The sequence below is a fragment of the Marinomonas atlantica genome (assembly GCF_001639725.1).
GTDB classification, from domain to species: Bacteria; Pseudomonadota; Gammaproteobacteria; order Pseudomonadales; family Marinomonadaceae; genus Marinomonas; species Marinomonas atlantica.
This window is the reverse complement of the sequence record NZ_LTAW01000010.1, coordinates 97,648-111,324: the sequence shown is the minus strand read 5'-3', so window position 1 is coordinate 111,324 and position 13,677 is coordinate 97,648. Positions and strand designations below refer to the sequence as shown.

The 13,677-nt window shown below is 43.8% G+C and carries 14 protein-coding genes; 4 read left to right on the top strand and 10 right to left on the bottom strand.

The genetic code is table 11. The annotated features are described in order from the left end of the window. Positions 1 to 726: 726 nt before the first annotated feature. The 3 genes from AYW75_RS16220 to AYW75_RS16210 all read right to left on the bottom strand — a co-directional run bounded on the left by AYW75_RS16220 (position 727) and on the right by AYW75_RS16210 (position 2,109). Complete coding sequence (locus AYW75_RS16220; RefSeq protein ID WP_067101735.1) at positions 727 to 885, bottom strand: YqaE/Pmp3 family membrane protein; 159 nt, start codon at positions 883 to 885, stop codon at positions 727 to 729. 196 nt (positions 886 to 1,081) lie between these two features. Further along, entirely contained in the window at positions 1,082 to 1,375 is a 294-nt protein-coding gene (locus tag AYW75_RS16215) for a TIGR03643 family protein (RefSeq protein ID WP_067101732.1), read from the bottom strand. A 68-nt stretch (positions 1,376 to 1,443) separates the two neighbouring features. Continuing rightward, positions 1,444 to 2,109 carry a 7-cyano-7-deazaguanine/7-aminomethyl-7-deazaguanine transporter gene (locus tag AYW75_RS16210; protein ID WP_067101729.1) on the bottom strand — a complete coding sequence of 222 codons (666 nt, stop codon included), beginning with the start codon at positions 2,107 to 2,109 and terminating at the stop codon, positions 1,444 to 1,446. 150 nt (positions 2,110 to 2,259) lie between these two features. On the opposite strand from AYW75_RS16210, the gene AYW75_RS16205 reads away from it, so the two are divergent. Both AYW75_RS16205 and AYW75_RS16200 read left to right on the top strand, forming a co-directional pair. Beyond that, a complete protein-coding gene (locus tag AYW75_RS16205; RefSeq protein ID WP_067101726.1) occupies positions 2,260 to 2,847 on the top strand; it encodes a DUF2057 family protein in 588 nt (195 codons plus the stop codon). Positions 2,848 to 2,996: 149 nt separating this feature from the next. Further along, positions 2,997 to 4,556: an EAL domain-containing protein gene (locus AYW75_RS16200; protein ID WP_067101723.1), complete on the top strand. Its 1,560-nt coding sequence runs from the start codon at positions 2,997 to 2,999 to the stop codon at positions 4,554 to 4,556. A 4-nt stretch (positions 4,557 to 4,560) separates the two neighbouring features. Here the strand turns inward: AYW75_RS16200 and AYW75_RS16195 are convergent, their stop codons facing one another. The 7 genes from AYW75_RS16195 to AYW75_RS16165 form a co-directional block, all read right to left on the bottom strand. Then, complete coding sequence (locus AYW75_RS16195; RefSeq protein ID WP_067101716.1) at positions 4,561 to 6,264, bottom strand: GGDEF domain-containing protein; 1,704 nt, start codon at positions 6,262 to 6,264, stop codon at positions 4,561 to 4,563. A gap of 12 nt (positions 6,265 to 6,276) precedes the next feature. Next, positions 6,277 to 7,293, bottom strand: a complete 1,017-nt coding sequence (locus tag AYW75_RS16190) for an amino acid ABC transporter substrate-binding protein (RefSeq protein WP_067101713.1) — start codon at positions 7,291 to 7,293, stop codon at positions 6,277 to 6,279. Positions 7,294 to 7,498: 205 nt separating this feature from the next. Then, positions 7,499 to 8,149: a 2OG-Fe dioxygenase family protein gene (locus AYW75_RS16185; RefSeq protein ID WP_067101710.1), complete on the bottom strand. Its 651-nt coding sequence runs from the start codon at positions 8,147 to 8,149 to the stop codon at positions 7,499 to 7,501. 162 nt (positions 8,150 to 8,311) lie between these two features. Then, entirely contained in the window at positions 8,312 to 8,743 is a 432-nt protein-coding gene (locus AYW75_RS16180; RefSeq protein ID WP_197478971.1) for a DUF7282 domain-containing protein, read from the bottom strand. 198 nt (positions 8,744 to 8,941) lie between these two features. Next, positions 8,942 to 10,243: a TRAP transporter large permease gene (locus AYW75_RS16175; protein WP_067101707.1), complete on the bottom strand. Its 1,302-nt coding sequence runs from the start codon at positions 10,241 to 10,243 to the stop codon at positions 8,942 to 8,944. A 13-nt stretch (positions 10,244 to 10,256) separates the two neighbouring features. Beyond that, positions 10,257 to 10,772 (bottom strand): TRAP transporter small permease subunit, encoded by a 516-nt coding sequence (locus AYW75_RS16170; RefSeq protein ID WP_067101705.1) that lies wholly within the window; start codon positions 10,770 to 10,772, stop codon positions 10,257 to 10,259. After that, entirely contained in the window at positions 10,773 to 11,750 is a 978-nt protein-coding gene (locus AYW75_RS16165) for a TRAP transporter substrate-binding protein (RefSeq protein ID WP_067101702.1), read from the bottom strand. 227 nt (positions 11,751 to 11,977) lie between these two features. Here AYW75_RS16165 and AYW75_RS16160 point away from each other — a divergent pair, with 227 nt between their 5' ends. Together AYW75_RS16160 and AYW75_RS16155 are read left to right on the top strand one after the other, a co-directional pair. Further along, positions 11,978 to 13,210, top strand: a complete 1,233-nt coding sequence (locus AYW75_RS16160) for an NAD(P)/FAD-dependent oxidoreductase (protein WP_067101699.1) — start codon at positions 11,978 to 11,980, stop codon at positions 13,208 to 13,210. Between the two features lie 125 nt (positions 13,211 to 13,335). After that, positions 13,336 to 13,677: a DUF883 family protein gene (locus AYW75_RS16155; protein WP_067101697.1), complete on the top strand. Its 342-nt coding sequence runs from the start codon at positions 13,336 to 13,338 to the stop codon at positions 13,675 to 13,677.

Sequence of the window (13,677 nt, the reverse complement as noted above, 5' to 3'; positions counted from 1 at the left end):
ATCCCATGTGAGAGTAGGTCGTCGTCAAGCATCATACAAAGGAAGCCCTGATAGCCATGCTGTCAGGGCTTTTTTGTATCTGCGGTTTCCCTAAACGCATCCACTCAGCTAGATTCCGCCCCTCCTTTTGTGTCCCGCTTGCGCCTGTCTCATGCTTCGACGCGTCAGCCCGTGGCCTCAAAAGACTGTATCTTATGACATCGATTAGAGAAGGCGTTCAGAAAAACAGAGACATCGCACCACCTGATCCCATCCCGAGCTCAGAAGTGGCTCTCGACATGCCACAGGCGCTCAGCATCGCGGGGATCCCATGTGAGAGTCCCGCAAGGGCTTTTTTTGTATCTGGGGTTAGCACAAGCGTCGCAGCACTCGTTTACTCTTTTATATCCTGTTTGCTCTGTCTTTGATGGGAATATAAAAAGAGTGCGCGAAAAATTATTATGTCACTTTAAAAGAGAGAATTAGCAATCATGTTTGATAGCTGCGTACTCAGTATCTCTTTTACATCCATTCTATCGTTGTTGTTAAGTATGCTGACAGATAATCAACCAATATTAGAAGGTATTTAACGAGGGTAAGTTTCATTATTATATTTTATTGTGGATAAGTGTGTGCTTTACCCCCATATTTTTATGAGATAACCCCTTTTTTCTTTATAGAAATGAAATAAAAAAAGCCCAACTACTTGTTGGGCTAAGGAATCATGAAAAAGTCTTGCAGGTAACTTTAGCGTCGGGCAATGATCCAAACGGCATGAATAATACCTGGAATATAGCCCAAAATAGTTAGCAATATGTTGAGCCAGAAAGCACCACCTAGACCTACTTGAAGGAATACGCCAAGTGGCGGTAGCAAAATAGCAAAAATAATACGAATTAAATCCATGCCTCTAAATCCTCTTGTTAGTCATCGTTCGTTTAACCTTGTATGTACTTTGGCGATAATAGACGATTTCCGCAAGGTTGTTAGTGCTCTTTACACACTATCGCGATATTTATTACGCAATGATCAAAGAGTAATCACCAAGAAACGATATTTTTGCTAAAAGTAGTTCAATGGAGTCACAAAAGTCCAAATTATTTTATACACGCTTTTTAAGGCCATGATTGGGCTTATATTGAGCTGGTGCATAGCCGCGAATAATATCTTCTGATCTAAGAGCTTTATGCTTCGTTGTACGTCCAGAGACACGTGCACGCCAGTTACGGAAGCTGTTAGGCTTGAGCTCGGAGCGCATTAGCTGGATAACGTGCTGCTCAGAAAGACCAAACTCATCATTGATGGCTTCGAATGGTGTGCGGTCTTCCCAAGCCATTTCAATAATACGAGACTTTGCAACAGGACCTAATGTAGAGAAAGCTATTTTGGGGCGCATAAATTACTCGCTTAAACGGAATACATAAAAAAACCGCGGTATTGAAGCCGCGGCTTTGACATATTCTTTTATACGTTAGCGAGTTGGAAGTCGGTTTTCGATGAGGTGATTTTTTTTACAAGGAAGGCCAACACTACACCATACATTGGAATAAAAAGGCCTAGGCTAATAAGCAGCTTGAAACCATAGTCTGCTAATGCTATTTCCTGCCAATGAGTTGCCATAAAGGCATCAGGGCTTTGGTAGAAAGCAATACCAAAGAAAGCCAGTGTATCTAAGCCATTGCCAATCACTGTGGAGGCTGCAGGGGCAACCCACCAACTACGTAATTGACGTAAACGATTAAACACATGCACATCTAAAATTTGCCCTAATAGATAAGCCATCAAACTCGCCACCGCAATACGAGCAATAAATAGATTGAAGTCACTTAGTGCGGCAAACCCTTGAAAGGCACCTTCGTAAAACAGTACCGATAACACATAGGACGCGAATAACGATGGGATCATGACGAGAAAAATAATTTTACGTGCCAAACTCGCACCGAATACTCTAACGGTTAGGTCTGTAGCAAGAAAAATAAATGGAAATGTGAATGCACCCCAAGTGGTATGAAAACCAAATAGAGTGAATGGGATTTGTACTAGGTAGTTACTTGATGCGATGATCAATAGGTGGAAGGCGACTAAATAGCGCAATGCCTTGCCTTGTTGCGCAGGAGAAAAAGAGCTCATGGCATACCTTTTTAGTTAGTTTGGGGTAAGGGAACCCAAATATCGGATTGTCTTGTGAACCGTATGGTCAAACAAGGGCGCTGATTATACATTAACCAATTTTAGTGTCTATGCTGAGGTGCTGATTTTGCAAACGCTTAGGAGACTAATATGAAAAACTGGAAGTACTGGTTATTATCAACCGCCGTGATCGTGGCACCGTTGACTCAAGCGGGCGCACTTTATGTTGATAAAGAGATAGAGTTGCTGGCTCTTGACGGAAAAGTTATTGATGCACTCAATACAACGCCACGTGACTTAAAATCTGGAGATCATCAATTTGTCTTTCGATATAAAAATCGTGTGCAAGATGGAGGGCGAGAAGTCGAGTTTAAAACACCACCACTGCTGATGAATTTAAATACATTAGCAAATGATGAAATTGAAATTCTAGCACCGCAGCTCAACACTAAGAGCCAAGCAGAGTTGTATTTTAGTAATCGTACAGTTTGGCGAGTTAAATATGCGAATGGTTCGATCAAAACCATTAACTATGATCCATTAACAGAAAAAGACCTACCGAAGGAAGCCATTCAAAACGTGTTGGATCAATACAATAAGGCTCAAGAAAATACTTTCCAACAGACACTTGAACCTGATGAGTCGAGTAGTGATTTATTGACGTCTATTCAATTGCTGTACCTTCAAGCGAATCAAGAACAGCGGGATGAAATAAAGGAGTGGATAATAAAGCAGTAACTAAAATAGTAAAAGTTATTCTATCTTCATCAAGCTGCAAAGGTTTCCGTATTATTTTTAATAATAGCCATATTAAAAATATGGGAATAAATTATACTTATAATAATGCTATATAAGTCGTACAAGGATGAATGAGGAGTTAAGATATTTTGCAAGTAACGGTGTTCAGTAAGCGATTACCAGTTGAGCCGATCATCAGTGTACTTATTTGTCTCTCTATTGCTTTATGGGCCACACACTTTGTCTTGCAAAAACAACAATGGACGGCCTTAAAGAATTACTCTGATTACGCGCTGAACTACGCGAGTGGCGTCACAGCCGATCTAAAAACTGGCGTTGTTAGTGCTCAATCATCTCCCTACACGGCTTGTTCTCACAACGATCTTGAACTGCTACGCGATTTACTATGGCAGCATAAATACCTAAAAGATATTGGTCGCGTTCAAAGTGGTAACTTGATTTGTAGCGCTGAACGAGGTGTGTTGAAGGAAGCCGTCGCACTGCCGCCGGCAGATGCGGTTTTGAATAACGGCATATCTTTTTGGCGTAATTCTAGCGCTTTGATAAGAACGCATTTTGAAATGGATATGACGTTAACCGGTAGTGTGCTGACCATAACATCTCCTTTTGCGTTTGATGCCATACGCTACCCTGATCCAACGGTCTCGGCGATCATTTACAGTAAAAATAATCGTTACGTATTTAAAACATTTGGTTTCAATCAGCAGCGTAATTTAGCGCCTTCTGCCAAAATGACAAGTGCCCCATTAAGCTATGAGTCGTGTTCAGAAGTGAGCGTATGTGTTATGGGAGAGAGAGATCGTGCAGGGCTTTTTAGCTTATCGTTTTCTCAGCTTCTCATCTTAGTTTTCGCCTCAGGCCTTAGTGGGTTTGGTTTGTATTCTTTGCTACATAAAGCGCGTAAACATCGACATTCAATGGTTTACCATTTAAAAAATGCGATTAATAAAGATGAGCTATCGGTTGTATTCCAGCCTAAAATTCGCTTGAGGGACTCTAAGCCTGTTGGGGTAGAGGCTTTAGTACGCTGGGACAGCTATGCTTTAGGGGTTGTACGTCCAGATGTATTTATAGAAGTGGCTGAAAAACATGGCCTTATACGAAAAATAACGCATCGAGTTATTGATTTGAGTATGGCTCAAATGCAAGCGACGCTTGATGCAAAACGAGATTTTACACTAAGCATTAATTTATCAATTCAAGACCTTACAGACTTCAATCTGCTACCTTTTATTTTGGAGAAGGCTGATCATTACAAAATTGATCATACACAGCTGGTCTTCGAAATCACTGAACGTTCTGCGGGCGATAGCGTGAGTATGTCTGATATTGTTAAGCAGTATACTGAATCAGGCATTAGCATTTCGTTAGATGACTTTGGCACTGGCTATTCAAACCTTGCGTGGCTTGGGCATCTAAACGCCTCAGAAATTAAAGTCGATAAATCCTTTACTCAATCCATCGGCACGGACTCAATCAATCAAACCATGCTTGATGCGATCTTCAGCTTGTTGCAAAGGCTAAATGTGGTTCGAGTATTTGAAGGAGTAGAGACCCAGGAGCAAGCGGACTATATTTTAAAGTATTGCCCTCAAGCGATTGCGCAAGGTTGGCTATACGCTAAACCGATGCCAATTGATCAGCTGCAAGGTTACTTATCTCAACCTTCAAAGCGTTTGGAAAGTTAAGTAACTACAGTGTGTCTTTCATGATATTACTGACTACGGAGGCTCTTCCTAGAGCTTTTGCCTCATAAAGGGCTTGGTCTGCTTTAGAAATAAGCTTTTCACAAGAGTGGTCCACACAGCCTTCATATGCAGTCGAAATGCCAATACTCACCGTAATATGATGTCTTGGCGAGTAGCCATGAGGGATGTGTGCATGTTCTATTACATCCAGTATTGTCTGCCCGAAAGCGTTTGCTTGTTCAGGAGATCTATCTGGAATCGCGACAATAAATTCCTCACCACCATACCTTGCAAGCAAACCTGATGACTCTTTTGTCACACCCCTAAGAAGTTGAGCGACTTGATGAAGGCATACGTCGCCAGCTTGATGACCATAATGATCGTTGTAGGATTTAAACCAGTCGATATCGATCATAAAAATGCTTAAGCTTTGTCTCTTTGCTACCAGCTCGGGGCCGATTATGTTCAACCAATGGAAGAATGATCTTCTATTAGGAATTTGAGTGAGTTCATCAGTGTTACTTTGTTGATGCAAGGTCGCATTTAGTTCTCGTAAGCGTTCGTTGGCTTCTTCGGCAACTTTCTTGGCTCGTTGAGCTTCGTCTTGGGCATGATCGTTTGCCTGAACAAATTGCGCAAAGGTTTTACTTATAACGGTGATTTCATCATTACCGTCTTCTGGAATTCTCTCTGGGTGCCCGATCGCATGTTGACGCATTACAAAGCTTAAGCGGTTTAAACGTCGTACGATATAGTGTTGAATAAGCCAGTATGCGACGCCAATCAAGCCTAAAAACGCGATGCTAAATAATGCCATCTGAAGCGTAACTTGCTCTATTAATTGACTGTGCTTCTGTGAAGCGCTTTGAGCCCGCTTCTTTACGAGCAAGTAAAAGTCAAAACATACACTGCTTAGTCGCTGGGCTTGTAGTCGAGTTTTACGCATTGCTGCTAAGGTTTCTAAACGCGACTGGTCTAGTTGCTCTTTCAACTCACGAGTTTGATTTATGTTAAGAATGAGGGCGTCTCTATCGCGTTTTTGCGACTTATTGAGTGTGGATATAGATAACAGCGCATCGATAGTATCGCTAATATGTGAATCACGGCGTGCTATAAGACCAGGGCTGTGAGCATCCAGTAGCAATAGTGTGACATTTGACGCACTGGTTATTAGGGCGTCGAAAGGTTCAATATCTATTGCTTTGAATTCAGGTAAGTACGGAGTGGTTAATTTCACCCTATCAAAACTGAGAATATCCATCTTTTGTTTAAGACGCTGTTGCTGTTCAATAAGCGTATAGAAGGTCGTCAACTGGTTAAAGTAAGGTTGAGTCAGCGAATCGATGCGTGCTAAGACTGCTTGTTCTTCGGGAGCTTTAGCGGCTAACCGTTCACGAGCAGCGGTGAATGTCCGAGTGATGTCACTTTGTAAGATATTAGCATCGATACTGCTAAGTCGTTGGGTGACCGTTTGTTCCATTGCCTTAGTTGCAATGAGCTCAGCATCTCGAGAAAGTTCTGCGGCTAGCATAGCGCGGTCATAGTAGGTTTGAGTAATTGTTTTAAACTGAGCTGACTGTTGTTGCAGGACCCAGATACCATAGCCGGACGAGACTAAGAAAAATAAAATGATCCCTAACAGAATAAGATTTAGCCGAATGCCAAGCTTTTGTAATCGAGGTATTGTGAATAGACCATTTGGTGACATAGTAAGTACTGACTACTTAAAAGGGGGCGCAAACATAACGCCGCCATCCCGCCAAAGTGCATTAAGTCCTCTGGGTTGATTTACGTTAGAGCCCATCCCAAAGTGTCGATCGTAGATTTGAGCGTAATTGCCGACGGATTTTATGACGCGATAGGCCCATTCAGGATCAAGCCCTAGCTGCTCGCCAATATCACCTTTTAGACCTAATAAATTCTGTACTTCAGTGTTTTGTGTCGTCTGCTTTATGTCTTCAATATTATCGCTAGTGATACCTTTTTCTTCCGCTAAAAGAGTGGCGTGAACAACGGAACGAACAATGCGCTCCCATTGAGGATCGTCGTTACGAACCGTTGGTCCAATGGGTTCTCTTGAGAGGGTATCTGGCAAAATTCGGTAAGCGTCACGATTCTCGACTCGATTAGCTAAATTAACAGCGAGATTCATTCGGTCTGCACTATAGGCATCACAAATACTACCACGAAAAAATTGATCGCCATTGGCATAGACAATGTTTGTCTGAAAACCTTTTGTTTGAATAAAATCTTCTAAGTTCTGCTGAGTGGTCGTGTTGCCTGTTACACAAACAGTCTTATTGCGAAGGTCCGTAAGTCGATGAATGTTGGCATTATTACGTACCACAAATCCCTGACCATCGAAAAGGTACAGCGCAGGAAAGCTAACTTGATAGGTGCTTTCACGGCCAAGCGTCCAGGTCGAGCTGTACATCACGACATCCGTAGTTTTATCTTGTAAAGAAGTAAAGCGAGAGGTGGAACCAACTTCAACGAAGTTCACATACTCTGGATTGTTTAAAACAGCGGCGGCTACACCGCGACAAAATTCAACATAAAACCCTTGCCACTTTCCGTGGCTATCAAGTGCACTTCGGCCGGGATCGTCAGGATACACACCACAGCTAACATCTCCCTTTTGTTTAACATCTGATAGCGTATTCGCGTATGTAGAGACACTAAGGGTGCTCATGGCGATAGCAATAAAAGCTGATCGAAGGGGAAGGGGTAGATTCATCTAAGCATCCTAAATAAAACAACGATTTTCTGACGCATGCACAATATTTATAAAGATAGGCTAATATAGCCAACTTCTTGGAATCTCACCACTTTTTTACCACATGGTCAATTCATATGTTGCTCTTTGTGGCAGTGTTTAGCGCAATAAAATTTTTATTAAGGCAGGCCTGATGTAAACCTACCTACCTTAATAAGCTCAATGTTTAGTGTATTAAATTAGCGGTTAAGACAAATGCGTCCATGTACCCAAGCTCACCATCAATGGGCTTTATGGGGGCAGCGTAATGATAAAAACGACGGTCGTTAAGGACCACAAATTCCCCATTATTGAGAGGGTGCTTCATCATAGCAGGGCTGCTCTCGGCGGTATGAATGCTGACTTCACCACCGCTAATGTTGTGTCGTTGGATCACATATATGCCAATACGGTCAAAGCCGTCTTGATGAACGCCCTCTGGTGCAACGTCTACTTGATGCTGATCTGCGAAAATGCGCATTTGATGTACTTCAATAGTGCTGCCATCACCGATATCTGCCATTTTTTGAAAGTGTTCGAATAATTCTAAAAATGCTGGATCGATAACCGTTTGCTGTTCTATTTCTGGATAAACTCGCTCTACATCTCCCTGAAAGTGGTTGATGCTGGCGTCCTGCACAAACGCTTTAGTGGGTAAGCGCTGTAAGCTGTCATCACGGAATACAAACCGTGAATATCGGCGTAAACGATACGAACCATCGGCGTAGGGATTTTCTGGTAAGTGCTCAAATGAAGGGACTAGATGGTTAACACTTTCTTTGGTTAGTTGTCCGATTTCTAGACGAAAAGCCTCTTGAGCTAATTTGGTCGTCAACATAGCAATATCCTCCTAGTCGTTGGCAGATTATGCGCAACGTCGTCGATAAAATTGAGTGGGTACACTCGTTTTTAAGTGTAGACGTATTTTTAAACGGATAAACATTACTTACTGACCTGAGAGTAAAGAGGCCGCTGTTTTATAGCGGCCTTATAGTCGATATTACTTTGCGGTAATGACGTCCATAACAAGTTTGCCATCGACTTTTATTGGACCGTCTTCTTTTGCGCCCAAGGTGTATTCAAAGACACCTGTTTTCATGCCGCCTGCTTCACCGTGTAGCATCAGCATTAACATATCGCCTGATTCCACCTTCTCTTGCAAAATAGCACTGACATTATTATTTGTACCTTTGATTACAGGCGCATAGCCTACAACAGGGCCCGGCTTCATGTTGCTGTCGGTGCGATGCACAACGAGCCAACCGTTTGCTTCGGATTTCACCATACTTGCTGCAACGGCACCATGAGATACATCTTGGTCCATTCCTTCCACTGCAACACCATGATGAGCGGCGCTGGCTAGGCTAGCCGTTCCAGCTAGTGCAATGGTTAAAGAAAGAGCTTTTAAGGTTTTCAACGTTGTCGTGTTCATAATTACTATCCTGTAAATGATTTGTGATACGTGGAAAATGTGCTAACGAATTAGCGTGTTGTATAAACAGACACGGATGCATTTCAGAAAAGTTTCAAATTATTTGAGGTTTTTTTGAGTATGAGCTTTAAGGTTTTTCTAAGTGTTTTTGATTAACTAAATTTAGGCGCGAGCGCAGTGGCTCACGCCTAAATAGAATCAGCTTAAAGCATTAGGCAGCCATAGCGCGATCTCGGGGAAGATGCACAATAATAAGGCCGCAATACACATCAGAATAAAGAATGGGAAAGAGGCTTTTGCGATACGCCCGATCTTCTCTCCGGTTAACCCTTGTAACACAAAAAGATTGAAGCCAACGGGTGGCGTGATTTGCCCAAGCTCAACCATGATGACCAAGAAGACACCAAACCAAAGAGGATCAAAGCCGGCCTGAATCACGATCGGTAATGTAATTGGTAAACTCATTACTGTGATAGAAATACCATCTAAAAACAGTCCCAATAGTATGTAAAACAGGGCCAACGCCAACAGTAACCAAGCGGGAGATAAGTCTAAACTCGCGATGTAAGTCGCTAGTTCTGCTGGTAAATGCAAGTACCCCATCGCCGTTGAAAGCAAGGCAGCAGTGATCAAAATACTGCAAACCATGGTTGAACTGAGTAATGTGCCCATCAATGCTTCGCGGAAAATATGAATGCTCAATTGTTTTTCTGCTAACAGCAAAAGTAGCGTTGCTAACACCCCGACAGCGGCTGCTTCAGAAGGTGTAGCAATACCGGAGTAGATCGCACCCATGACGATTGTAATGAGTAATAGTACTGGGAACAGTAAGCCAAGACTCTGCCACTTCGTCACTGTAGATGCCACTTCTTTTGGCGCAATGGACGGGTTCATCAATGCGCGAGTCATTAAATAACCGGTATACAGTGCGGCAACGAGAAGGCCTGGTAACACGCCTGACATGAACAGCTTGGTGATAGACACTTCGGCTTGAACACCGTACACAATCATCACAATAGAAGGAGGTATTAATAATCCTAAACTGCCCGCACCAGCCAATGAGCCAATCGATAAATCTCGATCATAACCGCGCACTTTGAGTTCATTGGTCGTGATCTTACCAACGGTTGCTGTGGTTGCTGCACTGGAGCCACTGACGGCGGCAAACATGGCACAGCCAAACACATTAGTGTGTAATATGCCGCCCGGAATATGGCGCGTCCACGGCTCTAAACCGCGAAATAAACGATCCGATATATTCGACCGAAAAATTAGTTCACCCATGAGAATGAAGAGTGGAATGGCGGCCAACTCCCACGAGTTCCCCGCTCGAAATATGATACGGCTTAAAATAGCCCCTGAACGATCTAGGCTGACATCGCCAATCAGCACCAAAGAAAGCAGCGCAACGATGGCCAGACCGGCAAATACCCAAACTCCCATACCAAGAATCACTAAAATTAGGGTAATCACCCCAATGGCGGATAATACGACTTCCATATTAAGCGTCCTTTTACTCGTGGGGAGAAGAAATTTCGGGCGACTGTTGCCTAAACAACAAGATCAAGGCGTGAGTAAACAGTGTAAAGCACAGTAACCCCAAGCCAACGAGCACCAACCCTTGAGGGATCCAAAGTGGTGTTTCCATGATCGATTCGCTTGTCGTACCGCGCTTAAAACTGCGCAGCACATTGGTTTGCCAGTAGCTGTAGATCCACGCGAACATAGCCAATGATACCAAGGTGGCGAATAAGTCAAAGATCCAGCGCTTGCTTGACGGAAGGCGCTCAATGATCAAACCAACACGGATCAAACTGCCTCGTTCGAGGCTATAGCCTAGACCCAAGAACGTCAGTGTCGCGACCGCATAACCGACAAACTCGTCCAACACGTAGGTTGATGTGCCAAAAAAACGAAGCACAATCTCTAGGAGAATGTGCCCCAAAATATAAACGATTAATAACATGGCAATGCTGCCCGATACCTTATTCAGGAATCGGGAGCAGCCTAATAGTAAGTTGAGTAGCATTTATTTCTCTTTATCGAATTCCGCTAAGATCGCTTCGGCACGATCACCCACATCATCTAACCAGTCTTTTAGTGCAGGGCGAGCAGAGTCTTGTAGGTGTTTCATAAACGCAGGCGGTAAGTCTTCATGAATCGCTACAGTGTGTTCATTAAGCTCTTTGTAGTTGTCTTTCACGCGCATGCGAACTGTTTTCCAGTTATGTTCATCAGTTAACTTAGCTGCTTCAAGAATGGCGCTTTGCTCCGCGTCAGAGAGATCTTCGAATTCATCACGGTTCATATGTACCATGTTCAACGGAATCGCGTACTGAATAGCACTGTAGTTGTCTAAATGTTCCCAGAAGCTAGCGCTGGCCCCTGCGTCTGCTGACGTTAGCACAGCTTCAATGCCACCTGTAGACAACTGCGGTACAACATCAGCCCAAGACAGTTTGACCGGAGATGCACCTGCTTCACGCAAGGTAATCGTGCCATTTTTATCGTACGTACGGATTTTCAAACCGTTTAAGGTTTCTTGTGAATCGACTTTTTCTTTCGACCAAATGCCACTTGCTGGCCATGGCGACGCATATAATAAAATCTGATCGTTTTCTTCAAACACTTCTTTGTAATAAGGTTTGGCGATGTTGTATAGCAGTTCGGCTTGGTCTTCCCCTTGAACTAGAAAAGGCAATGAGGACAGAAGAAAAATGGGATCAATACCTGATATGCTACCAGCCAATGTATCGGCAATCTGCACAGCATTATCGGCTACCGCATAGAAGTGGTCTGAGGATTTATAACCTAAAGCACCGCCTGAATGTAGGGTAATGTCGATCTCACCTGCACTGAGCTCTTTTACCTTATTAATGAAGAATAGATCGCCTTGGGCATGGATAGAGTTAGTATTGTATTCATTTGAGAAATCAAATTGAGCGGCTAACGCTACCGTTGCATTCGATGCAAGAAGAGTCGTCAGTAGTAAACTAGATACTCGCATAATTCTTCTGTCCTTATTCCATGTATGTTTTATTACTATATGTGTAATTTTTTGTGAAAGCTATCGTAGAGCGACTTAGATATGTTGTATCTGCGACACGCACGTTACGTCATATAGCGAAGCAAGCACCGGACCAAAAATGCTTTTCGGTAGGTAATAATTAAGTAGATGATCTATTCTCATAGCTTAGTAAAGGCATGAGTCGCAGTAATAAGTAGGGAGAAGGTATGGCAGAGGTTACAGTGCTGGGAGCGGGCATGGTCGGAGTTTCTTCGGCACTTGCTTTACAAGAACAAGGACATCATGTCACGTTGGTGGATAAAGTCAGTCCCGGCTTGGAAACCAGTTATGGCAATGCGGGTATCATTCAGTCGGAAGCTGCTGAACCTTATGCGCTGCCGCAGGACATTGTGACGTTGTGGCGCTTCGCTATGGGGCAAACCAACGATGTGACTTGGAAACTAATCCCAACGATCAAAATGGCTCCCGCGTTATGGCGCTATTTTCGTAACTCAGCACCTAAGAATCATAGTGTTATTTCAGCTTTTTACGCACAGTTAGCAGCACAATCGACGCGAGATCATGAACTTTTGATTCGTTCATCGGGAGCCGATACGATGATTCGTCGAACAGGGTTGGCGATGCTGTATCGTGATGAAAGGCGTTTTCAAGAGGCCGTGCAAAAGGCTGAATGCTTAGAGCAGTTGTATGGTGTGAACTCACGTGTGGTAAATGGTGTGGATTATCAAGCAGAAGAACCTGCGTTAAAACAAGCACCCATTGGCGCAGTACACTGGCTGCAAAGCTGGAGCTGTAGTGACCCTGGCGGTTTAACGGCCGCCTATGCCGAGTTATTTATTCAGCGCGGTGGAACGCTGGTTCAGGGCGATGCAAATAGCTTGCAGCAGCGTGCTTCGGGTTGGCATCTCAAAATTGAGGAAGGGGACATGCACAGCGAGCATGTTGTAGTTGCCATGGGGCCATGGAGTCCGCAGTTATTGAAACGCTTCGGGTATGACATTCCGATGGTGTACAAGCGCGGCTATCATGGTCACTACAAAGCGCATGTGCCCTTAAATCGCCCTTTTTTAGATGTGGAAAATGGGGTTCTCGCATCCCCTATGAGTCGCGGTATTCGCGTTACCACTGGTGCAGCGTTAGTCGGGCTTAATGATCCTGCCGAACCGATTCAGCTAGAGCGAGGGGTAACATCACTGCGCACTTTGTTGAAAATGGGGGATCGCGTCAGAGAAAGCCAGTGGTTTGGCACTCGGCCCTGTATGCCTGATATGCTGCCCGTGGTAGGAGCGGCACCTAACCATAAAGGCATGTGGTTCCATTTTGGCCACGGCCATCAAGGGTTCACCCAAGGTCCTACAACCGCCAAGTTGTTAGCGCAGAGTATTGCTGGAGAGTCATCAGAATTGCTATCGGCACTTGCTCCAGACCATCGTTTTTAATTCGGCCTGTTTTGCTGGATGCTTTTTGCTAACTTGTAAACAAAGAGAAGATTAGAGAACAAAGGTTTCAATCGGTTCAGCGTGACGCTAGTTTAGATATTGAACTTATTCAAAGGAGGTCCACCATGGCTACAGCAAACAGCACTACTCAGGAAAAGAACACTACTACTCAAGCTAAAAACAATGCTCAGAGCAAAGCACACAATGCGGTTGATAAAGCCGCTGAAGGTGCTCATAAAGGAGTTGATGGTGCGGCCGCTGCAGCGGAAAATGGGCAAGAACGCATTGAAGCCGTAGCGCATCAGATTAGTGAACAAGCGCACCAGATTGCCGATACGGCACGTGAACAATCTGAAAAAGTCAGCAGTGCAGTTGGAACTTATGCGAAAGAAAACCCATTAAAAACAGTCGGCTTTGCATTTCTTGCTGGCGCAGTGGCGGCAAGCCTTTTGTGTAAACGAAAGTAA

Coding starts and splice junctions, on each gene's coding strand:
- AYW75_RS16195 (WP_067101716.1), bottom strand. CDS start 6,264: ATGTCACCAAATGGTCTATTCACAATACCTCGATTACAAAAGCTTGGC.
- AYW75_RS16210 (WP_067101729.1), bottom strand. CDS start 2,109: ATGAGCTCTTTTTCTCCTGCGCAACAAGGCAAGGCATTGCGCTATTTA.
- AYW75_RS16205 (WP_067101726.1), top strand. CDS start 2,260: ATGAAAAACTGGAAGTACTGGTTATTATCAACCGCCGTGATCGTGGCA.
- AYW75_RS16185 (WP_067101710.1), bottom strand. CDS start 8,149: ATGTTGACGACCAAATTAGCTCAAGAGGCTTTTCGTCTAGAAATCGGA.
- AYW75_RS16190 (WP_067101713.1), bottom strand. CDS start 7,293: ATGAATCTACCCCTTCCCCTTCGATCAGCTTTTATTGCTATCGCCATG.
- AYW75_RS16215 (WP_067101732.1), bottom strand. CDS start 1,375: ATGCGCCCCAAAATAGCTTTCTCTACATTAGGTCCTGTTGCAAAGTCT.
- AYW75_RS16155 (WP_067101697.1), top strand. CDS start 13,336: ATGGCTACAGCAAACAGCACTACTCAGGAAAAGAACACTACTACTCAA.
- AYW75_RS16160 (WP_067101699.1), top strand. CDS start 11,978: ATGGCAGAGGTTACAGTGCTGGGAGCGGGCATGGTCGGAGTTTCTTCG.
- AYW75_RS16175 (WP_067101707.1), bottom strand. CDS start 10,243: ATGGAAGTCGTATTATCCGCCATTGGGGTGATTACCCTAATTTTAGTG.
- AYW75_RS16170 (WP_067101705.1), bottom strand. CDS start 10,772: ATGCTACTCAACTTACTATTAGGCTGCTCCCGATTCCTGAATAAGGTA.
- AYW75_RS16165 (WP_067101702.1), bottom strand. CDS start 11,750: ATGCGAGTATCTAGTTTACTACTGACGACTCTTCTTGCATCGAATGCA.
- AYW75_RS16220 (WP_067101735.1), bottom strand. CDS start 885: ATGGATTTAATTCGTATTATTTTTGCTATTTTGCTACCGCCACTTGGC.
- AYW75_RS16180 (WP_197478971.1), bottom strand. CDS start 8,743: ATGAACACGACAACGTTGAAAACCTTAAAAGCTCTTTCTTTAACCATT.